At 70.5% G+C, this 22,233-nt stretch carries 16 protein-coding genes; 9 read left to right on the top strand and 7 right to left on the bottom strand.

Features of this window, described 5'->3' with window-relative positions:
* Positions 1-6: 6 nt before the first annotated feature.
* Positions 7-1,785, top strand: coding sequence for a hypothetical protein (locus ETD83_RS05630; RefSeq protein ID WP_138643972.1), 1,779 nt, complete (start codon positions 7-9; stop codon positions 1,783-1,785).
* Positions 1,786-1,790: 5 nt separating this feature from the next.
* Here ETD83_RS05630 and ETD83_RS05625 read toward each other — a convergent pair whose 3' ends face one another.
* Genes ETD83_RS05625 through ETD83_RS05610 form a run of 4 tightly spaced genes read right to left on the bottom strand, consistent with a single transcriptional unit; the run spans position 1,791 to position 9,362 of the window.
* Positions 1,791-5,015: an SAV_2336 N-terminal domain-related protein gene (locus ETD83_RS05625; protein ID WP_138643971.1), complete on the bottom strand. Its 3,225-nt coding sequence runs from the start codon at positions 5,013-5,015 to the stop codon at positions 1,791-1,793.
* Positions 5,012-5,962: an AAA family ATPase gene (locus ETD83_RS05620; RefSeq protein WP_138643970.1), complete on the bottom strand. Its 951-nt coding sequence runs from the start codon at positions 5,960-5,962 to the stop codon at positions 5,012-5,014. Before ETD83_RS05620 ends, ETD83_RS05625 begins: the two co-directional genes overlap by 4 nt.
* Entirely contained in the window at positions 5,959-7,914 is a 1,956-nt protein-coding gene (locus ETD83_RS05615) for a hypothetical protein (RefSeq protein WP_138643969.1), read from the bottom strand. The genes ETD83_RS05620 and ETD83_RS05615 overlap by 4 nt, the downstream gene beginning before the upstream one ends.
* On the bottom strand, positions 7,911-9,362 hold the full coding sequence (locus ETD83_RS05610; protein WP_171064034.1) for a lipase/acyltransferase domain-containing protein: 1,452 nt from the start codon (positions 9,360-9,362) through the stop codon (positions 7,911-7,913). Before ETD83_RS05610 ends, ETD83_RS05615 begins: the two co-directional genes overlap by 4 nt.
* 311 nt (positions 9,363-9,673) lie before the next feature.
* On the opposite strand from ETD83_RS05610, the gene ETD83_RS45860 reads away from it, so the two are divergent.
* The 8 genes from ETD83_RS45860 to ETD83_RS05570 all read left to right on the top strand — a co-directional run bounded on the left by ETD83_RS45860 (position 9,674) and on the right by ETD83_RS05570 (position 19,497).
* A complete protein-coding gene (locus ETD83_RS45860; RefSeq protein ID WP_138643967.1) occupies positions 9,674-10,279 on the top strand; it encodes an Arm DNA-binding domain-containing protein in 606 nt (201 codons plus the stop codon).
* 542 nt (positions 10,280-10,821) lie between these two features.
* Entirely contained in the window at positions 10,822-12,165 is a 1,344-nt protein-coding gene (locus tag ETD83_RS05600) for a sensor histidine kinase (protein ID WP_171064032.1), read from the top strand.
* Positions 12,162-12,836, top strand: coding sequence for a response regulator transcription factor (locus tag ETD83_RS05595; protein ID WP_171064031.1), 675 nt, complete (start codon positions 12,162-12,164; stop codon positions 12,834-12,836). The genes ETD83_RS05600 and ETD83_RS05595 overlap by 4 nt, the downstream gene beginning before the upstream one ends.
* 128 nt (positions 12,837-12,964) lie before the next feature.
* Positions 12,965-13,627: a hypothetical protein gene (locus tag ETD83_RS05590; protein ID WP_138643965.1), complete on the top strand. Its 663-nt coding sequence runs from the start codon at positions 12,965-12,967 to the stop codon at positions 13,625-13,627.
* A gap of 83 nt (positions 13,628-13,710) precedes the next feature.
* Positions 13,711-14,478: a hypothetical protein gene (locus ETD83_RS05585; protein ID WP_138643964.1), complete on the top strand. Its 768-nt coding sequence runs from the start codon at positions 13,711-13,713 to the stop codon at positions 14,476-14,478.
* Positions 14,479-14,681: 203 nt separating this feature from the next.
* Positions 14,682-15,632 carry a hypothetical protein gene (locus ETD83_RS05580; protein ID WP_138643963.1) on the top strand — a complete coding sequence of 317 codons (951 nt, stop codon included), beginning with the start codon at positions 14,682-14,684 and terminating at the stop codon, positions 15,630-15,632.
* A 579-nt stretch (positions 15,633-16,211) separates the two neighbouring features.
* On the top strand, positions 16,212-16,604 hold the full coding sequence (locus ETD83_RS05575; protein WP_138643962.1) for a hypothetical protein: 393 nt from the start codon (positions 16,212-16,214) through the stop codon (positions 16,602-16,604).
* A 508-nt stretch (positions 16,605-17,112) separates the two neighbouring features.
* Complete coding sequence (locus ETD83_RS05570; RefSeq protein ID WP_138643961.1) at positions 17,113-19,497, top strand: ATP-binding protein; 2,385 nt, start codon at positions 17,113-17,115, stop codon at positions 19,495-19,497.
* A 47-nt stretch (positions 19,498-19,544) separates the two neighbouring features.
* Here ETD83_RS05570 and ETD83_RS05565 read toward each other — a convergent pair whose 3' ends face one another.
* The 3 genes from ETD83_RS05565 to ETD83_RS05555 form a co-directional block, all read right to left on the bottom strand.
* On the bottom strand, positions 19,545-20,150 hold the full coding sequence (locus ETD83_RS05565) for an NADPH-dependent FMN reductase (RefSeq protein WP_138643960.1): 606 nt from the start codon (positions 20,148-20,150) through the stop codon (positions 19,545-19,547).
* Between the two features lie 71 nt (positions 20,151-20,221).
* On the bottom strand, positions 20,222-21,232 hold the full coding sequence (locus ETD83_RS05560) for an NADP-dependent oxidoreductase (protein ID WP_138643959.1): 1,011 nt from the start codon (positions 21,230-21,232) through the stop codon (positions 20,222-20,224).
* 81 nt (positions 21,233-21,313) lie between these two features.
* On the bottom strand, positions 21,314-22,216 hold the full coding sequence (locus tag ETD83_RS05555; RefSeq protein WP_205717510.1) for an alpha/beta hydrolase: 903 nt from the start codon (positions 22,214-22,216) through the stop codon (positions 21,314-21,316).
* Positions 22,217-22,233: the final 17 nt, after the last annotated feature.

The raw sequence follows: 22,233 nt of genomic DNA, 5'->3' as shown, positions 1-22,233 counted from the left end.
GTGGCCGTGGCTGAGACCTCCGCCCGTCGCGACGTGATCGTCCCCGTCGAATGGGCCCGGCAGAGCCGCGAACCCCGTGGCGACACTGATGAGCGGACCCTGAGGTCGAGCGGCGGCGCCCTCACCGGTGCCGGGCTCTTGAAGCTCCTGGAGCGGTGCCAGGCGGGCACTCCCCGAGAACTTCCCCAGGTGATCATCGGACGGGTGGGATCGGCCGAACGGACCCGGATCGTGATGGCCTTCCAGGAACGCTCGAACGTGCCGGACTGGCTGGGCCGCCCGTCCATCGACACCCACATCTTCTGCGTGCCCTACGACCAGGTCGCCCTCGGCCCGGTCGGCTACGAGGGCCTCTACCGCGCGCTGCGCGGGCTGGGGCCGGCCGAGGGCGGACCCCGTGACGTCCGCCTGCCGGTGCTGCGACCGGCCGACCTCGCGGGACACGTGACCGAACGGGCCAGGTTCACGGCCGCGCTGTTGACGACCGGCACGCGCGTCTGCCTGATCGGCGCCGAACCGGCCGCTCTCGCCGAACGGCTCCGGTTCCTCGACACGGTCGCCGCGCTGCTGCCCTTCGGGATGCGGACCAGGTTCAGCGCGGCGACCTGGGCGGGCAGCACCGCCGATCACGGCATCCGGCTGTCGTTCAGCGACGGTCCGCGCGGTGACGCGCACAACCTGCACTGTGATCGGGAGCTCGCCGAGGCGGAACTGCCCGAGGGTGCCGCCGCCTACCTGGAGTTGCTGCGACAGGCCGCGGAGCCCGAGACGGTGGTCGCGAGGCTGGCCGCCGCCGTCGAGCCGCTGTCGTTCGATGACCCGGCCCTCGTGCTGGAGGCCGCCCAGTCCGCGCTCCGCGGGGACGCGGCCGCCCGCCAGCGGGTGTCGGCGGAGGTGGACGCGCTGCTGACGGAAACCGCGGACGCGCTGGACCACGGGCAAGGGGGACTGCTGGAGCTGCTGGTGGAACGGCTGGAGGCGGTCCCCGCCACGGAACTCGACATGGGCCGCCGGGCGCGCCACCAACGGACGATCGCCGAGCGGCGCATGCTCAGCCCCCGCCCGGCGCTTCCCGACGAGATCGCCGTCCGGCTCTACCAGGCCGTGCTGCGGCCGGCGTACGGGCCCGCGCTCACCCTCGCGACGGCGCGGGACATCCTCGGCACGCAGTGGAGCCCGTCGACCTCGCTGACCGAAGCCCTCCTCCGGATGCCGCACGACGATCCGCGGGTCGTCCTGGAGATCGGCCGCCATGGGGCGCCCGGCGGCACCGCCCGGGTCCTCGACAAGGCGTCCCCGGAGGACCTTGTCGGCTGGGCCTGCTTCACTCCGCCCGACCGTGAGCTGGTCGAGCTGGTCTGCGAGGAGCTCGCCCGGCGCGGCGGCTCAGGGGGAGACGCCGAGGTCGCCGGGGCACTGCATGAATGCGGCTACCTGGCGCCCGTGCTCGCGCAGGTGTTCCGACACCGACACGCTGACCAGGTGAGCCGCCTGACGCGGCTGCTGACCGCGGCCTACGGCGGCGAGATCGACGAGGTGGCGCGCGATCGCATCCTCGACCTGCCCCGCTCGGCCGAGCACCCCGCCCTGCGCGCCGCCGTCCGCCTGTGCACAGCACCGCCCGGGGAGAGGCCCTGGTCCGAGCCGGAACCTCCCGGAGCCTCCGGCCGGCCCGCAGACGAGGACGAAGCCTCCGCCGGCCCGCCCATCGCCCTCGTCAGGCTGCTGCTGATCGCGCTCCCCGTGGTGGCCGGGGGTCTCCTGCTGTGGATGCTGTGGAAATGAGTTCCTCACGCGTCCTCGGCCATCGGGAACGACGGGTGCGCGGGCATGGCGAAGGACAGCTCCAGCTCCCGCAGGAACTCCCGGACGTCCACCGCCTCAAGATGAGCCGGGCGCCCGTCGCTCAGCGAGCGCCAGGCGCGGTCGGCGCGGTCGGCCGGAAGGTCGCAGATCGCCGCCAGCGTCATCCCGGGACTTGCTCGCAGCTCCTGCAGCAGCGCCTCGTAGTCGAGCCGCCGCGGGCACGGCAGGACCTGCGAACGGTGCCGGGTGGGCGGGTGCGGCCGCCGCTCGCCGATCGTGAGCAGCACCGTCCGGATGTCGGCGGGCGCCTGCCGGAGCTTCGTGACCACGGCGTCCAGCATGTCCTCGACCATCGCCGCGAGCGGGTAGCCGGCACCGGCGCGACGACCCCCGGGCTCCTGCTCGAACCTCGCCAGCTCGGCGAGCACTGTCTGCGGCGAACCCTGCCAGACGGAGAACGGCAGGGGCTTGATCTGCCGTCGCGGGGGGTTCCCGTCGAAGGAGTGCTCCCCGTACCCGATCAGCGAGAACCGGAAGATTCCCGGAGGCGCGTCCCGGCCGAGCGTCGTGACGATCTGCCGCACCCTGCCGAGCCGTTCGGCGACGCGTTCGGCCGGCCCGGCCACCTCCACCGCGCAGATCACGTGGGCCCGGCGGGACGCCGGGATCGGGCCGTGCGGCAGTTGGGCGACCAGCTCCGACCATGACCGCAGGTCCGGAGCGGCGTTCAGGCCACGGAACGAGACCCGGCCCGGGCCGTCGAGTAGGGCGACCAGCGTGTGACGTCCCGGTTCGAGCGGTGCCCGGACCTGCTCGACGAGCCTCGTCTCGCCGTCGCGCGTCGTGACGATGGTCAGGATGGTGTCCTCCCCTCCGCTCGGCTGGAGGTTCACGATCACCGTGGCGGTGTCGCCGCGCCGCGCGCCCGCCCTGAACAGCGCGACCGTCCCGAGCCGCAGCGCCCCCGTCCGGGCGTCCCGCCTCAGCACCACGAGGTCGTAGCGGTGCTGGATGGGGTCCTCGATGATGGCGGCGCGCAGCAGTTCGTCGACCTGGATGCCCGGCTCCGCCACGGCGGGGGCGTCGGGGACCGCCTCGCGGAGCAGGCCCATCGCCCGGCTCGCGGGCAGGTGTCCGGGGTCGGAGCAGACGAACAGATTCGACGCCTCCGGCCGGAGCCGCGCGGCCCGCAACACCAGCTCGCGGGACGGCGTGACGCCACCCAGATCCGCCCAGGGCACCGGCCGGAAGGGACGGGAGAAGGGGGCGCCTCGGGCGTCGCGCCGTACGTCGGTCGCGGCGATGCCGATCTCGCCGACGTCCACCACGTTGAGCGGCGATCCGTCGGTCTCGGCGATGGCGTCGGCGAGGACGTCGCGGGCGGGCCGCGCGGGCGGCGGGGGGCCACCGGCGGCGGCCGGGAGCAGGTCGGCGGAGGCGTGCGCCTTGACGGCCGGGGGGGTCAGGTATCCCGGCGGCTTGGACACCTTCGGCTTCTCCGGTATCTCCGGTGCTTCCGGACGCTGGACCCCGTCCGGTGGCGGCTCCGGTACCGGCTTGGACGCTGGCAGCGGCTTCGACGCCGGCGTGCGGGTCGGCTGTGTTGCGGGGAGCGCACCGTCCGGCGGGAAACCGAGCCGGCCGGCGAGGCGTTCCCGCATGGCCGCGAGCGGCGCGTGCCGGGCGTCCAGTTGGTGGCGGCCTTGCGGATGAGGGGCCAGCACGGACAGGCCGCGGCCCAGCTCGCCGTGTTCTTCCAGGTAGCGGGTGATGGCTTCGTAGATGTCCCATTGCTCGAAGACCGTGGCGCCGTCCTGGAGCGCCTCGGCCGCCTCGGGAGTGAACCTGAGGCCCGCGGAAGTCCTTTCCAGGAGCCCGCTGACGGCCAGCTCGGCGCGTTCGCCGATGCCGGTGCCCGGTACGACCTCCGCCTGGATCACGTCCATGATGACGTCGTCGAGCACGGGTGCGGCCGCCAGCGCCTTGGCGAGCCTGATGCCCCCCGAGGACGCGCGGGAGAGAAAGGTGCGCACGAGCTCGCCGTGCCCCAGCTCGCGGTTCTCCGCGGTGGGCGGACGGTCCGGCAGCGGCGGGGCAGTGGTGATCCCCTCGGTCCACGCTGTGCCGCTGACCGCCGCCTGCGCCCAGTGCTCCAGCCCCTCCGGCGACAGGGCGACGATCGGGAGAGGGTGCCCGCGGGTCCGGCCCGCCCAGACCGCGCGGCGTGTCTCGTACTGGCTGTTCGGCGCGCCGCGGTGGGGCGCGCGGGTGATCACGTACGGCCGGCCGATCGCGGTGTGCGCCCAGTAGTCGCGCGCGAGGATCTGGAGGATCGCCGTGGGCATCGAGCTCGCGAGCCTGTCCAGGGCCCGCCAGATCTTCGCTCCGTACCAGCCGTCGCCGACCCCGTCGGTGGCGATGAGCACCAGCCGGGAGCCGGACGGGTCGACCAGGCGGCTGACCGGATGTTTGCGCCCTCCCGTGTCCTCCAGCCGGACGCGGTCTCCCCGGCTGTCCAGGGACCACCGGGAGATCGTGCGGAAGGCTCCCACCTGGGCGAGGACGAGTTCCAGCTCGTCGAACGTCCGGTCCCAGACCTGCATGGACGGCCCGGAGTCCACCACCAGGGCGAGGTCGAGGGCCCGTTCGGGGGGCCGGGTCATGACCACGACGAACCGTCCGGCGGCATGGGCGGTGGCCTGGACGCTGGCGTCGATGTCCACCTGGGGGCGGCCCGGATGGGTGACCTGTTTGAAGCGGCGCAGCGCGCGGGTCAGTTCGAGGGAGTGGGGAAGGGCCGGCGGTGGCCGGATCCCGATGCCGCTCGCCGGCGTCTTCGTCGCGGCGTCCGCGGGCGTCTGCCTCGTCTGCGGCGGTTCAAGGGGAGACGCGGACGGCCGGTCCGGCGACGTGTCCGGCGGCGACGCGTCGCCTGAGGCTCCGTTCTCGGAACGGGTGGCGTCGGCCGCTGTGTCGGAGAAGCGGTAGAGGGGAATCGAGAGGGAGTCGTCGCCGTCCGGGCCCGGGGCCGGCGGGTCCCTTCGATGACCGGGCGGTTCCGGGCGGGAGGCCGGTCGCGGCGCCCCGTCCGGCTGGGACGCGAGCCAGGCAGGGGCCAGCCGGAGGACGTCGGTGATCTGGTCGGCGGTGAGCGGCTCCCCGGCGCCCGGCCGGAGCCGGGCGAGCGCCCGTGCCAACTCGCCGATCATTTTCCGGCCAGCGGTTCGAGCAGGATCTCCCTCACTTCGTTGACCTGATCCGGCCCGAGCCGATGGCTGGTCACCAGCTCGACCAGCTCGATGAGCTGGCTGATGGCCATCTCCTGGCCTTCCCGCAGCCGCCGGGCGAAGTCACCGATGATCTCGCGTTGCCGCTCGTCGACGCCGCCGAGGTGCTCGGTCACGATCCTGGTCAGGAACGCCTCGTCGGGCGGGTCCATCTTGTACCGCACGCAGCGGCGCAGGAACGGGGCCGGGAACGTTCGCTCCTGGTTGCTGGTGAACACGATGACCGGATAGTGCTCGGTGCGCACCGTGCCGCCGCTGACCAGGTAGTCCTCCCGGCCGTCCGCGCCGCGCACGAGGTGGTCGCGGTCCGCGTCGGCGCGCACGGTGCGCCACAGCGGGGTGATCTCGAACTCTCCGGCCTCCAGGACGTTCAGCATGTCGCCCGGCAGGTCGAGGTCGCTCTTGTCGATCTCGTCGATCAGGACCGCGCGCGGCTTCTCGCGGTCGGCTAAGGCGGTGCCCAGCGGCCCGAGCTTGACGAACCTCTCGATCGAGGTGTCGGGGTCGTTGTTCTGCGTCGCGCGGAGGCGTTCGAGGGCGTCGTATTCGTAGAGCCCGGCCTGAAGGGTGGTCTTGGACGTGATGTGCCAGCGCAGCACGGGCGCGACGCCCAGCTCGGCGGCGATCAGCTCGACGACGGTGGACTTCCCGGAGCCGGCGGCGCCGGTCAGCAGCAGCGGCCGGCGCAGGTTGAGCGCGGTGTTGACCGCGGCGATCAGCCCGTTGGGCATGGCGAACTTGGGGGCGGACCTGCCCCGCCTCCGCCATTCCGGGAGATCGGGGAGGTCCCACGGCCGGGGGTCCGGATGTTCGGGGCTGGGAACTGGTCGCCTGGGCCGTCCGGTTCCCTCGAAGAGGTCGAAGCTCATGATGAGGTCCCTCCCGGCGGGCCCTCGTGTGGGGCCTGCAGTCGCCCTGCCACCAGTCTAGAGTCGCCCCGGCCCGCCAGATCGTTCCAGATCATGACGGGAAAGGGGGCGGAGAGCCGCTCGAACACCCGGTCGGGCAGGTTCGCGCGCCGGTACCTCTCGCCGCCCTCCAGGCTGTTCCAGAGGTCCTGGACGGACTCGGCCTCGCGCTCGTGGTTCGAGTCGTACCAGAGGATGAAGCCGTGTCCCTCGTCCAGGATGCACAACAGCGGGTCGCACGAACTCCTGGTCTTGCCCGCGATGAGGAAGGGACCGCGACGCGCGTCGGTGGTTCCCAGCCATTTCTGAAGCCTGGCCAGGTCACGGGTCGCCGTCGTCGGCACCAGGGTGGGCGGCAGGCGGTCCCAGTCGGCGACGTCATCGCGGTACCGCTGCCGGTCGCGGCCGCGCCTGTCCTCCAGGTGGTGCAGCCAGCGCACCCTGGGCTTGTACTGCGGGCTGAGCGGTTGCAGCCTGCGTCCGTTCGGCACGACGTCCCAACGTTCGATCCCCCTGGTGAGGAGGTGGTACGGAGCGACCAGGTCGACGACGAGCCGCGAACCGTCGTCGGGAAGCCTGTTGAGCAGGCGGTCGAGCAGACCGCTGAGGGAAGCGCGCAGCTCCTCCTCGTCGGCGGGATCCCATTCCGCCTCAAGCGGGTCGGTGACGGACAATGGCGGATCGACGACGATCCGCAGCTTCAGCTTGCGCGGCTGGGCCCCCTCCTGGATCTCGTCTCCCAGGTAGATCAGCGCCCAGTACGTGACGGCCCGGCAGGAGCGCGCGTAGTCGCGCACGTCCTCCTTCTGGACGTCCTGTCCCCTCAGCCAACGCTTCAGCGTCGCCTTCCCCTCGGCGTCGAGTTGGTCCCGCTGGGACGCCGCCACCCCGAGAACGAACCTCACCAGACGTGGAAGGTGGTCCTGGCGTCCTTTGATCGACGCGGCCTGGACCAGCATGACCTCGGGAGACTCCGCTCCCGTGTCGTTGCGGGTCGCGCGGTGGTAGATGGTCTGGAGCCTGCTGACGCCCGGTCTCCTGCCGCCGGCGGCCTCGAAGGGCCCGAGTGCCTGCAACGCCTCCTCAAGGGCGAGGCGGGTGTCGTGGGCGCGGGTTCCGGGCCGGGTCGGGAGCTTGCTGATGTGCAGGAGGTCCCAGACGGGCGGCTCGTATCCGAGGCCGATGCGAAGGTCCGCGCCGAACCGCTCGGCGACATCCCGATGGAAACGCGGATTGCCCGGAAACTGACCGAACAGGCTGATCGCGTCCTCGTCCGGAGGCCAGTCCTCGATCGCGTGCAGATGGAGGGGATCGATGACCGCGGTCACCGCGGACGCCCGGCGTATCGTCTCGGCGGCGTGAGCACAGGCGTTCCGGAACGGCAGCCTTCCGAGCAGGTCGGTGATCACCGTCAGTTCGACCGCCACCATCCGCTCGTCTGCGAGCGCACGCGCCAACTGGGCGGGTGTGGGTTCGGCCTGTCCACCCTCGAACGGCAGGGTGTCCCACACGTCGTCCTCGCTCGCCTCGGCGAGGAGATGCGAGACCAGGACGAGAGCGTGGAACTCGCCTTCCCCGGTTCGGAGCAGCACGATCAACGGGCGCAGGAGCGCGGCCGCGCACTGGCCGGCGTAGAGCAGGGAAAGGTCGAGGCAGTTGGCGACCCCCTGGTTCTCCAGGATTCCGACCGGCTGCCGCACGGTCTGGCGGCCGCGCAGGTTCAGCGGCTCGCGGTCATAGCCGATGCCCTCGTCCCGCAGCAGCTCATAGAGTCGGCCCGCCAGCTTGAAGGGGTGGTCATTGCGCAAAGCCCTGATGTCCGGGGGCAGTAGCCGGTGAGAGATGAACAGGTGCGGTACGACGAACCGGGCGAGCTGCTTCGGATTGTCCATCCGCCATTCCCAACTGCTCATGCGACCTCGATGACGTCGCTGAGCAACGCGGGCTCGCCGGGTGCGTCCGCGAAGGCCAGATCGTAGAGGCCCTCCTCCAGGACGCCCAGGTCGGCGGCGAACGCTCCGTCCGCGGCGATGCGGACCTCCTGGACGCGGCCGGTCGTTTCGAGCCGGGCGAACAGCGGGCGGCCCTTCGCCCACTCCCGCACCCGGCCGGCGATCACCACCGGCCGGTCGGCCCGGTAGTGGTCCGCCACCGTCGCGTACACGGCGGTCTCGTGCTCGGGCACCCCCCGGTCCTGGCCGGACGAGGTACGCGGGCCCAGCGCGGGATCATGGGTCAGCAGGTCGTCGAGGACCTCGTGCACCGCGAACCAGAGCTTCCTGAGTGGCGCCCTGCCCGTCATCATGCCCATGTGGCTCTGGTTGTCATACCGGACGGTCACGTTCTTCGCCCCGCCCGGCCGTGCCGACAGCGCCGGAACGGTGCCGTCGCCCCCGCTGACCGAGTACTCGCCGGGAAGCAGGTCGGCCCGCTCGGAGACGACCAGGCGTCCGTCATAGAGCTCGGCCTGTTGCGCGGTCCCGACGCCGTAGCCCACCAGCGGCTGTAACCGCTGGGCGCGCTCGTGCGGCTCGTTCAGGGCGCGCAGGAACTCTCGGGACCGGTGCACCTGCCCGACCTGCTCCCGCTCCAGCCCAAGCGCTTCCACGATGTCGACTACTCGCTGCGCCGGAACCGGCATCGGGTTCCTGCGGTCGACGACCGTCCGGTAGATGGGCAGTAACTCGTACAGGGCCGGGACACGCCGCATCGTCGCGGCGATGAAGCCGAAGCGCAACGGTCCCAGCTTGGGCCCGTTGACCAGGTAGTCGAGCGCTTTGACCGAGCCGCGGAACGGCGTGCCATGCGTGATCACCCGTGCGCAGTCCTCCGTGCCGTCCAGGGCCTGGAGGTACTGGCGTGCGACCAGGCCGCCCATGCTGTGCGCGATGATGACGACCTTCGCGCCGGGACGCCGCAGCCTTAGCGCGGAGAGCCGCTCTCTGATCTCCTTTGCCAGTAGTTCGGCGCTGAACTCGACCGACCGCCGCCAGTCGTAGCAGAACTCGGCGTAGTTGTGCTCGCGGAGCACGAAGTTCGCCGCGAGCATGGCCCGGACGCTCTGGTAGGCCCCGAGTTTGCGGGTCAGGCCCGGGATCGAAACCGCCATCAATCCGCCGGGTCGCACGCCGTCGTCGTAGTCGGGGTCGAACAGCCCGTTGGACGGACCGGCCAGCCGTTCGGCGAGGCGTACCGGTCTGTTGAGCATGTCGCCGGACAACCCCCAGATCAGGGTGCCGTCGGCGGCCCTGAGCGCGCTGCCGCCGATGCCCGGAACGAACACCAGCAGGTGCGGCACCGAGCGCGGCATCGGCTTCGCCCCCGCGGCCCCCGCTGGATAGTAGAACTCTCGCTTACGCATCCTGCCGCCCCGGTTGCCAGTTACGCGTCGTACGTCAAGGTGAACCATAAGTCACGGCGAGGTGCCGAGTAACGCAACTACCGGATTGGGCCACACATCCCTTCGACAGGTGATTTAACGCCTATTTTGCGCCTGACCGAATCGTCGGATCTCAGCTCTCTTTGAGCCGTACCAGGTTGGGTGAAGCGGCTTTAAACCAGCTTGGTCAAGACGAGGGCAGAGCATCACGGTGGTTGCTCCTGGTAGGACCGTTCTGATTTGGTGCACAGCAGGACGCTCGCCACTGTGCGGTTCGGGCTGGTGGACGAACCGTGCATGGCGTTACCAAGAGTGCTGGTGGGATCTACCGGCGATGCGGGTGCGTGGATCCGCGGACGGGGAAGGCGTGGGGAGACCACTGCCCGAAGTTGGCGGCCGGCCGACGGCACGGGAGCTGGTATCTGCGATTGGAACTGCCGGTCGGTTCTGATGGTCGGCGTCGGCGGATCCGCCGTGGCGGCTTCACCACACGCAAGGCGGCCGAGGAGGCGCTGGCCCAGGTCCGGGCACCGTCCGGTTCGGGTGGTGGGCTGGTCACGGTGGGCGAGTGGCTCACGCACTGGCTGGCCACCCGTACCGGTGCGGCGTCCACCATCAGCGGGTACGCGAGCCACGTCCGTCTTTACCTGGCCCCCTATCTGGGCACGGTAGTGCTGGCCGAGCTGTCGGTCGCGCATCTGCAGGCGGTGTCCGCGAGCATCGCGCCATGCCCGGCCAGCGATGGCGCGCCAGAGGCCCGGGCGAGCGGGTGCTGCTGTCGCGAGATTTGCCCGGCCTCCCACTCTGTGACCTGGTCGGCAGAACGAACCACGGGCGGAGCCCACACCCTAGACATGAGCTCTTCATCACTACCGTCGGCGCTGTGCTCACCACGCTAGTCGGTGTGTTCGTGGGTGGGTGTCGAGTCATCGTCTGCAGGAACGGCAATGGTCACGCGACCGGTGAGCAGAGTTCTGCCGCCCTGGTACCGCGCGGGGCTGATCATTACTGCACCTACTGGTACAGCGACAACTGGGAACTATCCCCGCGCGTGCGGGGCCGACACGGTCACGGACTCGAATCGGTGCTGCGGCGGAGACGACCGGCGGTCGCCGATATGCGACCGTCGCCCCGGCCACCGGGCTGTTCCTCTCTCCCGGGGCCGGGCGTGCACCCCACGCCTTGGCGGCGGTCTCCTGGGCGACGTTCGCGCCCATTGCCGTTCGCCCCCTGGCCGTTCCAGGGCGGACTCGCCTCAAGAGCGCTCTATGGCGCCGGTGCGGGACCGCTCGCTCGTCGTCCGGCTGTTGACCGGTTCGGCGGTGGTGGCGTAGACAAGGGCCGGACGGCCCGACCCGGCGTGCCGGGACTGCCCTACCTCAACGGGACTGCCCTACCTCACGTGGACGGCGGCGATGCGTCTCTCGGCACCGGCTCGGTCATGAGGGGTACGTGCGCGTTGGCGGCGCTGGTGGTCGCGGCCGTGGTGGCGCTGGTGATCTGCGTGCCGGTCGCGATGGCCGAGCGTGATCTGGCCGCCGATGGTGAGCTGGTCACCGCGCAGCGGGAGATGGCCGCGGTGGCGTTCGTGGTGGCGCGGGCTCCGGACCCGGCCGCGGTGGCGGCGGCGTTCGCGCCCGGCGGCGGGCTGGCCGAGAGCGCGAGCGGCCGCCGGATCATCGTGATCATGCCGGACGGGCGCAGGTTGGGGCACCGGTGGGCGTTGCTGTCCGCGCCGCCCGTCCGGGAAAGTGATCTGGCGCGAGCCCGGGCGCAGACCGCGGCCGTGGAGACCGAGGGCGGCGGCACGGAGATCGTCTTGCAGCCGGCCCCGGCGGCGGGCGGCGGCACGGCGGTGATCCAGCACTGGACGTCGGCGAGCAGCGTCCCGCCGGGTACGCGAGCGCTCTGGTCGTGGCTCGCTCTGTTCGCGCTGGCCGCCGTTGCGGTCGCGGCGCTGGCCGGTCACCGTTTCGGTGCCCGTGGCGCCCGGCTGGCCGGACGGTTCGGGCGCGCCGCCGCCGCGGTTCGCGCCGGGGATGTGGTGGTGCGGATCGAGCCGGACGGGCCGAGGGAGTTTCGTGAGGCCGCGACGGCGTTCAACGCGATGTCGGAGCGGGTGGCCGAGCGGTTGAGGGCCGAGCGCCGTCTGGCGGGGGACCTGCCCCACCGGCTGCGGACGCCGCTGGCCGCGCTGCGGCTGCGCCTGGACCGGCTGGCCGATGGGTCACGGGAGGACGCGGCGCGAGCGGCACTGGTCCGGCTGGAGCAGGAGGTCGACTTGCTGATCCGGGTGGCCAGGGTGCCCGGCGGCGGGTTGCTGGAGGATATGCGGGCCGGCTGTGACGCGGCGGAGGTGGTGGCGGAGCGGGGCAGGTTCTGGTCCGTGCTGGCCGAGGACCAAGACAGGCGGTGGCGGCTGTCGTGCCCGGAGCATCCGGTCCCCGTGCGGATGGACCGCGACCGGCTCGCGACCGCGCTGGACGCGCTGATCGGCAACGTGTTCCACCACACGCCCGACGGCACCGCGTTCGAGGTCGCACTCGAGCCGGGCGCGGACGGCGCGGTGATCGTGATCTCCGACGCCGGGCCCGGCATCGCCGACCCGGACGCGGCGGTCCGGCGCGGCGGCAGCGACGGCGGCTCCACCGGGCTGGGCCTGGACATCGCCCGCCGGATCGCCGAGTCCGGCGGTGGCGGGCTGCGGATCGGCCGGTCCGCGCTCGGCGGCGCCAGGATCGTGTTATGGGCCCGCATCGACGATGTCCCGGATGACGGCTCATGATCCGGGTGCTGGTGGTGGAGGATGACGCCGACGTGCGTTCGGCGCTGGTCGAGGAACTGACGGACCGCGGGTACTCGGTGCGCGCGACCGGGGAGGCGTGGGCGGCGCTGCGGGAGGTGGCCGACGGCTCCCCGCGGGTCGTGCTGCTCGACCTGGGCCTGCCGGACATGGACGGCCGTGAGTTGCTGAAGCTGATCCGCGCGGTGTCGGACGCGGCGATCGTGGTGATCACCGCCCGGGACGCGGAGGAGGAGGTCGTCACGCTCTTGCGCGGCGGCGCCGACGACTACATGGTCAAGCCGTTCCGGGCGGGTGAGCTGGACGCGCGGATCGGCGCGGTGCTGCGCCGGATGGCCGGTAGGCCGATCGAGGTCATGGAGATGGGCGGGCTGCGGCTGGACCTCCGCCGGCACGAGGCGTGGCTGGACGGCGCCGCCCTGGGTCTCACTCCGCGCGAGTTCGAGCTTCTCGCCTATCTGGCGTCCCGTCCCGGCGAGGTGGTCTCGCGGGCCGAGCTGCGCCGGGAGGTGTGGCGGCAGCCGTACGGCACCGACCAGACCGTCGACGTGCACCTGTCGTGGCTGCGCCGCAAACTCGGTGAGACCGCTGCCGCGCCCCGTTTCCTGCGCACCGTGCGGGGCGTCGGCGTGCGTTTCGACATTCCCAGCTGATCTCCCGCCGTTCATCGGGCGAAGTGAATCCTAACGATTGTTGTGGTCACTTTTATGTTCCCTTAATCAAGCGGGGTGCTTTCCTTCTCCTGTGTTCGTGTCCCATGCCCGGATGCGGAGGAGAGCCGATGATCAAGGTAGGCAGGCGGCTGGCGGCCGTCGGCGCGCTGGCGGTCGCGGCGCTGGCCACTGCGGTTTCGCTGGTGGGTCTGCCGATGGGCTCCGCGTCCGCCGGGCCGAGTCGCGAAGAGAAAGAAAAGATCATCAGGGGCTTTGGCCATCCGAAAGAACATCATCTCGCAAATGGGGAGCTCGCAGGCTCCGTAAAATCGAAGACCCCCTCTTGCAAAGTGGAGACTGTGGAGGACCTCGGGCCGGCCTGGGGCGAGGTGAACAGGAAATGGGCCGGCGGGAGGAACAAGGTCATGGTGAACATCGCGGCCCGCTTCACGTACCCGAAGAAGGCGAGCCTGAGCGAGTCCGGGTACCGCCTCGAGAACGTCGAGGTGAGCACGCCCGACCCCGAGACACAGGACGTGTGGGTGGGGCGCACCTCGGCCATGGGCCCGCAGGAACTGAAGGGCTTCTGCGGTCTGGGCGAACCACGCCAGAAGTGGAACGTCAAGAAGCGCGACGATGGGCGGGCGCTGATCGAGCCGATGACCAAGCCCGGCCATGCCCTGAGCACGAACATCGACCCGACCGAGTTCGACCGGGGCGTCCCGCCGCTCGTGCTGGTCAGACGGGATGCGGGCGGTGCGGACCAGCGCTGGAGGCTGTCGGGCTCCTGAGCCCGCGACCCGGCGGGCATGTGAGGCACAGGCGTTTACTTGCCCGCCACCGTCTATTCGGCCCAACGTGTCAAGCTCGCCCGGTGAACGATGAGACCCCCGCCTCGTCCGAAGGGAGCCGTCCGCCCGTGCGCATCTCGGGCCCGGCCCACCGCCGCATGCGCCCCCCGCGGCTGAAAGCCTTGCGATTAAAGCGACGGCATCTCGCGGCGTGGGTCGTTGTCGCGGTGGCGCTGATCGCCGTGGCCGGCGAGTGGGTCGCCTCCGGCATCCTTGACCGTCCCGCCAGGAACTCCAGCAAATGGGCCGGCCCGCCGCCGGGGGCGTTTCCCAGCCCGACCTGGCTCGGCGGATCGCCCTCGCCCACGCCGTCATCACCGTCGCCGTCCAAGACCACGACAACGAAACCGCAGCGCCGTCCTCCAGCGGAGGCCACGCCCCAGAGCTCACGCAGGAGACCGGCCGGGCCGCCCACCGCGCGGATCACCGCACCGTCACAGGGCGCCACGGTGGCGGGCGTGATCGGTGTGCTGATGCGCGGAACCGCCGCCAACCTGGGGGACCGGCAACTGCGGATCTTCGACTTCGCCCCCAACGGGGTCTACTACCTCTCCGACGAGGGACCGATCTCCGTATCCGGCGGGAAGTGGTCGTTCCGAAACGGAACGATCGGCGACGGGCAGCGGGACGTGGGCCGGCCCTTCGTGCTCACCGTCGTGGTCGCTGACCGGACGTGCCAGGCGGTGATCAGCGCGACCCCTCGTGACGCGCAGAACAACATCGGGTTCCGGACGCTCCCTGCCGGCTGCCGCGAGGCCGACAGCGTGCAGGTCACCAAGTCCGCCCCCTGAGCAACAGGACCATATGGCCGTGGCCGCTTTTCCTGCCGTTACCCGGCGAAATATATCCTAACAACCATTATTGTCACCTTTATGTTCTCTTAATAAAGTGGGGTGCTTTCCTTCTCCTGCGTCCGCGTTCCGTGTCCGGATGTGAGAGGAGAAAAATGTTCAAGGTAGGTAGGCACCAGGTGGCGGCGGTGACAGTGGCCGCGGTGCTGCTGGGCACCATCGGCTCGCCTGTTCTGGCGGATGATCCGAGCGCGTTGGTGCACCAGCAGACCCAGGAGTCGGCGGCGATACCGGCTGACGCCGGCTCGCTCACTCGTGAGCAGAATCCAAAGACCGGCGACGTCACCATCACCTTCGATACGGGCGTCGCCCTCGACCAGGCGGAGCTGGGCAGGCTGGTCGGAGAGACCCAGGCGAAGAACGACCGCCTGAGCGACACCTTCAAGCAGGACTTCGAAGCCCACAAGCTGGACATCCCGCACAACGGGACCGATCAATGGGTGGACTTCGACGGCACGCTGACCGCGACGCCCACCGGCATCAGCATCACCATCCCAAGCGCCGACGTACGGGCCGAGGCATCTTGGTGGCAGTCCATCGTCGCGACCGTGGCGGGCGTCGCCACCAACCTGGTCGTCCGCACACTGTGCATCGGCCTTCAACCGGAATGGGTCATCGCCTGCGCGGCCATCGGCGCGTTCACGGGCGGCATGGTGCGCGGCACGATCCTGCAGGGCTTCGACGGCACGCTCAAGGACGGGAAGGCCTGGGCGAACACCCTGATCAGCTCGCTGGCCCTAGCGGTCGGCGCGGCTGCCTGGGAAGCGGGCGTCAACGTGTGGGCACGCGACACACTGCCCGGCATCCTCCAGGCGATCGGCAACGCGGTGGTGAACCTCTCGCGCTCGATGGCCAACTGGCTTGGCGAGCAGTGGTCGGCTCTCGTCCGCACGACCGGGGAAGCCATCCGCGACTTCGCCCGATACGTCGCTGACGCGGCACGCAACTTTGAGGTCGTCCCCAGCAACGTACAACCGCCGCCGCCCGGGAAACCGGGTGGGCCCGCCGGGGAGCTACGGGAGGCCCGGATGAGGGAACTGCAGCAACAGCTTGAGGCGGCGATGAGGCAGCAAGGAGCCGCGCCGACCGGCTAAGGGGAGCCCGTCAGCCGGCACTGTACGGCAAACGCTTCTGGCGCTGACACGGATCCCGGTAAGGGACCGTGACCTGGGTGAGGGCTTTCTGGCCCGGTGTGAACCGCCACACCGGTAACCAGAAAGTCCTCGCCCGTGGCGTCCAGCGGACTGGAGGGAGCCGTCCAAGCCAGCGTGGGCATGGCAGTGAAACGGGGGAGCATCGCGGCGGCTTCTCCCGGTGGGGCCGCTCTGGTGAGTGCGCATCACAGGAAGCTGGCGACGGATCTAGCACAGGTTGGTGTACGAACCGTGCATGGCGATGGAGCTGGACGACCCGGGGTTCCACCACAGCGTGTTGACCGACTTCCCGCGACCGCCTGACCGTGCACGGCCGCGCCGACCAGCTCCTGGACGGCCTGGTCACCGCCGAGTGGGGCGAGCGGTACGGGCGCCCGGTGCGGATGTGCAGCCAGCCCAGCCACCCGGTCACCTGCCTCACCCAGACCGGGGCCGAACGCGGCCGCACTGCTGACCCGGATCCACGACGAGCGTCCCCGCCTTGTCGCGGGGCCGCAGGTCCAGGCGCTGCGGCAGATCATGGTGCAGCACTTTGTCACCGACGCCCGCGGCCGGCTACACCCCTACGCGGTGAACGTGGTCATCGACGTGGCCACGATCGTCTCCAGCAACGACACCCAGGCACTACCCGGCATCCACGCCAGGCTGCAGCGAAGCCGACTGCTGCCCGCCCAGCACCTGGTCGACGGCGGCTACACCTCCGTCGTGCTGATGGACGCCGCCGCCCGCGACCACGACCTCGAGATGGTCGGACCGCTCGCTCACCGAGGCTCCTGGCAGCGCAAGGACAAGGCCGGCTTCGCCCGCGAGGACTTCACCATCGATTCCGACCGCCGCCAGGTGACCCGCCCGAACGGCAAGGTCACTGGCAACTGGGTCCAGGCACCGGCGATGGCGCCCTGGCTGGTCTAATGCTCCGCCTCGCCGCCTCGCCGCCTCGCCGCCTCGTACAAGCGGTGATCGCTGTCTCGACCGTTGAGCTGCTGGTCCTGGTGCACCTGCGCCGCAACGTGACCTTCGCCGGCTTGGCGGCACGTCGGTGCCGCGACCGCGCACCGCTGAGTCACCGAGGTGATCGAACGCAAGCCGCGGCGGCGGACTGTCCTACCTGCGCGCCGAGCGCCTGTTCGCTTCCTCGTGATGGCAGGGGGAGGAAGAGCCCTCCCTGTGGCGGATTGGCACCTGGTCAGCCATGTTGGATAGTGCCGCGAATCGTGCCAGGTCATGGGCGAGCGAGCTGGCCCGATGCCGGGCAGGATGCTGCGGCGTCTGCTGGCGGCCAGCCGACCGGAAGTCCGGCAAGACCGGCCGCGGAGAGGGCCCTGAGCCCTGGGAACTCCAAGGCCTGACTCTGACATAGAGTGGGCTTGTCCTGGTAGTTACGCAACGTGTCGACCTGCTGGTCAACGCCACATCCACGATGAGCATTGTGACATCGAAGGTCTCGACCCGGCGGCTCGAACACGGGCTGCCGGTCGACGTGACGAGCTTCGTGGGGCGTCGGCATGAGCTCGCCGAGGCCAGGCGGCTGTTGTCGGCGTCCCGCATCGTGACGCTGACCGGCGTCGGGGGGGTGGGCAAGACACGGCTTGCCTCGAGAATCGCCGTCGACGTGCGGAGAGCGTTCCCGGACGGCGTGTGGCTCGTGGAGCTCGCGGGACTGGAGAACCCGCAGCTGCTCGTACCGGAGGTAATCGGGGCACTGGAGATCCGCGACCTGTCGTCGCGGTCCCCGCTGGACGTGCTCGTCGACTACCTGTGCCACAGGCGGGCGCTGCTGATCCTGGACAACTGCGAACATCTACTACAGCCGTGCGCCGCCGTCGTCCAGGAGGTGCTGCGCGCGGCACCGGGGGTCCGCGTCCTCACCACCAGCAGGCAGCCTCTGGGCATCGCCGGTGAGCGTCTCCTGGATGTGCCTCCCCTGTCGCTTCCGGCCGAGGGCGGTTCTCCGCGCTTGGCCGGCGCGTCCGAGCAGTACGAGGCCGTGCGGCTTTTCGTTGACCGCGCGAAGGCCAGCGTGCCGGACTTTGCGCTGACCGGTTCCAACCAGGAGGCGGTGGAGCGGATCTGCCGTCGGCTGGACGGCCTCCCCCTGGCGATCGAGCTGGCCGCGGCGCGGATCCGCTCGTTGACCGCCCAGCAGTTGCTGGAACGCCTCGACGACCGGTTTCGGCTGCTCAACAAGGGGCCGCGAGGAGTCATGCCCCGGCATCGGACGTTGCGCGCGCTGATCGACTGGAGCCATTCCCTGTGTTCGCCAAAGGAGCGGGCGCTGTGGGCGCGCGTCTCGGTGTTCTCCGGCTCGCTGAACCTGGAGGCGGCCGAAGCGGTCTGCGCCGGCGGCGTGATCGAGACCGAGGAGATCATCGACCTGATCGCCGAGCTCGTGGACAAGTCGATCCTGCTCCGAGACGAATACCCCGCGGAGATGAGGTACCGCCTGCTGGACACGATCTGCCAGTACGGCCGGGAACGGCTAGCCGAGTTCGGGCAGCGAACCGCGCTGCGCCGCCGCCACCGCGACCACTACCGGCGGGTGGTGGCCGAGGGCTATGTACAGGCGTTCGGCCCGTCGCAGACGGACCTGATGAGCCGCTTCCGCTGCGAGCACGCCAACCTGCGGAGTGCCCTGGAGTTCTGCTTCGCCGAGCCGGCCGATGCCCGCGCCGGCCTGGACATGGCCGCCGACCTGATCTTCCACTGGAGCACCGGCTACCATCTCGCGGAGGGGCGTCGCTGGTTGGACACCGGGCTTGCTGTGCATACAGAGGAGGACGGCGTCCGGGCCAGAGCGCTGTGGGTCTGTAGTTGGCTGGCGATCCTGCAGGCCGACATTCCCGCGGCCGAGGCGATGCTGGCCGAGAGCCGCGCCATCGGCGAGCAGTCGGAGCTCGGGAGTCCGCAGCCCGGGCAGGACTCCACCCTGGCTTACACAGCGCTGTATGCCGGCGTGGTCGCCCTGTACCGGAGCAGGGCGGACCGCGCCATCGCTCTGCTTGAAAGGGCGGCGGACCTTCACCGCACCGCCGGCGACCCGCGCGGGCTGGCCCTGGCGCTCATCCGGCTCTCCCTCGCCCACTCGCACCTGGGCGACTCGGCTACGGCCGTCGCCGTTGGGGAGGAGTGCGTCGCCGTCTGCGACACTCACGGCGATCACTGGGCCATCGCGTACGCGAGGACGGCACTCGGCATCGCGGCCTTCCGCCAGGGCGACCGCGAGCGCGCCACCCGGCTTGTCAAGGAGAGCATGCGCCTGCACCGCTCCCTCGACGACCCCCTGGGCGTCGGACTGGGCCTTGAGGTGCTGGCCTGGACTGCCGCGGCCGAGGGGCGCCATAAGGAGGCGGTGCGGCTGCTCGGCATGGCGGAGGTCATCTGGCGCACGGTCGGCGCGCCGCGGCTGTCCGGATATGGGCATCTCGCCGGCTATCGCGACGAATGTGAATCGGAGGCCCGCGAGGCGCTCGGCGCATCGGCCTTTGACGAGGCGCACCGCCGGGGCGCCGGACTCGGCTACGACGAGGTGCTGACCGAGGCCTTCGGCGGTCGCAGGCCCCTCGCCGAGGGCCGGGGCGGCACGCGCGCGCAGGAGCAGGTCCTGACGCGGCGAGAACGGGAGATCGCCGGGCTCGTCGCGGAGGGCAAGAGCAATCGGGAGATCGCCGCCGAACTGGTGATCGCCCTGCGGACGGCGGAAGGCCACGTCGAGCGCATCCTGACCAAGCTCGGGTTCAATCGCCGTGCCCAGATCGCCGCGTGGGTTGCCGGGTCGGGCCGCGGCAGCGACGACGAGAAGTCATGAACCCTCGTGGCGGCCGGGATGCCTCCCGGCCGCCACGGCGCGTCCCGCTAGACGCCCGCCGGCGTCCCGGGCACACCCGCGCGAAGCGGGCGCAGAGCGGCCTCGAGCCGCGACAGTTCCGTGAGCATGTCGGTGGCCGCGAGGTCCAGGACCTCGTTCGGGTCGAGGGGATCGGCGGTACCGAGCACCTCGTGGGCGAACGGGATGGACACCGCCTCCAGGGCCGGCGTCATCTTCAGCGACACGACGACCTGCTTGAGCATCTGCACGGCCCGGGTGCCGCCGGCGACGCCGCCGCCGTAGCTCACGAAGCCGACCGGCTTGTACATCCACTCGTACATGAGGTAGTCGATGGCGTTCTTGAGGGGTGCGGAGAATCCGTGGTTGTACTCCGCCGTGACGAACACGAAGGCGTCGGCGGCGGCGACCCGGGCGCTCCACTCCTTCGTGTGCCCGTTCTCGTAGCGTTGCGCCGCCGGGTGTGCGGCCTCGTCGACGAACGGCAGGTCCACGGCGGCCAGATCGACCAGCTCCACCTCGAAGACCTCGAAGGTCCGGGCACGTTCGGTGATCCAGCGGCCGATGCGCTCGCCGACGCGGCCGGGGCGCGTGGTACCGACGATCACTTGAAGAAGTGGCCTGTCACCAGCCATGTTGCTCTCCTTGTCACAATTTGGTGCGCCCGGAGCGTGCCGGGCCGCCCGGCCATGAAGACAGGCGAGGATCACTCGCCGGCCACATCCACGATCATCTTTCCTACGTTGTGACCCTCGAACAGGCCGATGAAGGCGTCCACCGTGTAATCGATCCCGGTGATCACGGTTTCTCGGAAGGTGATGCCTCCCCCGGCGAGCAGGGCGCCGACCTCCTTCCGGAACTCGGGCTCGCGATGGCGATGGTCGGAGACGATGAAACCCTGCAGAGTGAGCCTCTTCGCAACCATCAGGCGGCCGTTGCGGAGCCCGGCCGGCTCTCTCGCGTGAAAGTCGGATATCCAGCCGCACATTGCGACCCGACCGCCGTTGCCCAGGTTCTCGACCGCGGCCTCGAGCTGCTGCCCGCCCACGTTGTCGAAGTAGACGTTCAGGCCGTCCGGCGCCAGCGCCTTCAGCCGGTCCGCGACGTCCACCTTGCGGTAGTCGAACGCGGTGTCGAATCCGAGATCGTCGACGAGGTGCTCGACCTTCATGGACGATCCGGCGCTGCCGATGACCCGGGCGGCGCCGCGATGGCGGGCCAGTTGGCCCGCGAGGCTGCCCACCGCGCCGGCGGCGCCGGAGACGAAGACGGTATCGCCGGTGGACACCCGGGCGATGTCGCTGACCCCCACGTAGGCCGTCAGGCCGGGCATCCCGAGCACGCCGAGGAAGGCCGAGAGCGGCACTCCGGCGACCGGCTCGACCGCCCGGAACGCCTCAGCGTCCGCGAGCGCATGGGTCCGCCAGCCGAGATCGTGCACGACATGGTCGCCGGGCGACAGGGACTCGCTCCCGGACTCGACCACCACGCCCACCGCTCCGCCGGCGAGGGGAGCGTCGAGTTCGAAGGGCGGGATGTACGAAGGGGCGTCGCGCATGCGGCCGCGCATGTACGGGTCGACCGAGAGGTACAGGTTCTTCACCAGCACCTCACCGGCGCGCGGCGACCCGAGAGTACGTTCGACGAAGCGGAAGTTCGCCGCCTCGGGAACCCGTGCCGGGCGTGAAGCGAGATGGATCTCTCTGACGACCGTCATCGGTCCTCCTCTGCGGAACTGAGAAAGGTCGGGGAGCCCGGCGGCACGGGGCAGGCGTCATGCCGCCGGGAAGATTCGCGATCAGGTTTCGATGCGGTCCCGGACGAAGGCACTCATGGCGTCGATCGCCCGCTGCCCTTCCGGGAGGATGGAGGCGAACATGGGCCATAGGTGGAACATGCCGTCGAAGAACCTGACGTCGACGTCGATGCCGGCGTTGACCGCCGACCGGGCCAGGGCCCGCGAGTCGTCGAGCAGCGCCTCCGCGGTGCCCACCAGGATCTGCAGCGGAGGCAGACCCGCGATGTCCCCGAACACCGGGGAGATGAGCGGGTTCCTCCGGTCACTGTCACCGAAGTACGCTTCGCCGAGGCCGGCGAGCATCTCCGCGGTGACGAAGGGATCGAGTTCCTTGTTGATCCGGTGGCTCTCCCCGGACGCGGTGAAGTCGGCGAGCGGTGAGAGCAGCACGGCGGCGGCCGGGGGCGCCAGCCCCTCGTCCCGCGAGGAGAGCAGGGCCGCGACCGCCAACCCGCCTCCCGCCGAGTCACCGCCGATCACGATCGACGACGGATCCACCAGCTCGGTGGTCCATCGCAGGACGGCGACCGCGTCCTCGACCGCCGCGGGGAACCGGTTCTCCGGTGCCAGGCGATAGTCGGGCAGGAGGACACGGCAGCCGGCCTGCCGGCTGATGCCCGCGGCGAGCGCGCGCCGTCCGGCCGCGGAACCGATCGAGTAACCGCCGCCGTGCAGCCAGATCAGCACCTTGTCCGGCGACGCACCCTCGGTGCCGGTCCACAGCGCGGGGACGCCGCCCGCGTCCACGGACTCGGTGATCGCGTCATCCGGCAGGAAGGAGTTCCACAGGTCGTCGTCGTAACGGCGCAGATCCTCCACTGTGACGGGGGAGCCGTCCTCCAAGCCGGGAAATGCGTCCAGGAACATCTGCTTGGCCAGCGTCAGCTCAGGTGTCTCTGCCACCACAACTCCGTTTCTCG

Source organism: Actinomadura soli, from assembly GCF_005889715.1.
GTDB lineage: Bacteria > Actinomycetota > Actinomycetes > Streptosporangiales > Streptosporangiaceae > Spirillospora > Spirillospora soli.
Note: the sequence above shows the minus strand (reverse complement) of the source record. Positions and strands in the feature narration are given on the sequence as shown.

What these genes read in the sequence shown, in the direction of transcription:
- ETD83_RS05570 (WP_138643961.1), top strand. Translation starts at nt 17,113, where the DNA reads ATGAGCATTGTGACATCGAAGGTCTCGACCCGGCGGCTCGAACACGGG.
- ETD83_RS05565 (WP_138643960.1), bottom strand. Translation starts at nt 20,150, where the DNA reads ATGGCTGGTGACAGGCCACTTCTTCAAGTGATCGTCGGTACCACGCGC.
- ETD83_RS05575 (WP_138643962.1), top strand. Translation starts at nt 16,212, where the DNA reads ATGGTGCAGCACTTTGTCACCGACGCCCGCGGCCGGCTACACCCCTAC.
- ETD83_RS05620 (WP_138643970.1), bottom strand. Translation starts at nt 5,962, where the DNA reads ATGAGCTTCGACCTCTTCGAGGGAACCGGACGGCCCAGGCGACCAGTT.
- ETD83_RS05615 (WP_138643969.1), bottom strand. Translation starts at nt 7,914, where the DNA reads ATGAGCAGTTGGGAATGGCGGATGGACAATCCGAAGCAGCTCGCCCGG.
- ETD83_RS05600 (WP_171064032.1), top strand. Translation starts at nt 10,822, where the DNA reads ATGAGGGGTACGTGCGCGTTGGCGGCGCTGGTGGTCGCGGCCGTGGTG.
- ETD83_RS05560 (WP_138643959.1), bottom strand. Translation starts at nt 21,232, where the DNA reads ATGACGGTCGTCAGAGAGATCCATCTCGCTTCACGCCCGGCACGGGTT.
- ETD83_RS05595 (WP_171064031.1), top strand. Translation starts at nt 12,162, where the DNA reads ATGATCCGGGTGCTGGTGGTGGAGGATGACGCCGACGTGCGTTCGGCG.
- ETD83_RS05625 (WP_138643971.1), bottom strand. Translation starts at nt 5,015, where the DNA reads ATGATCGGCGAGTTGGCACGGGCGCTCGCCCGGCTCCGGCCGGGCGCC.
- ETD83_RS05610 (WP_171064034.1), bottom strand. Translation starts at nt 9,362, where the DNA reads ATGCGTAAGCGAGAGTTCTACTATCCAGCGGGGGCCGCGGGGGCGAAG.
- ETD83_RS05590 (WP_138643965.1), top strand. Translation starts at nt 12,965, where the DNA reads ATGATCAAGGTAGGCAGGCGGCTGGCGGCCGTCGGCGCGCTGGCGGTC.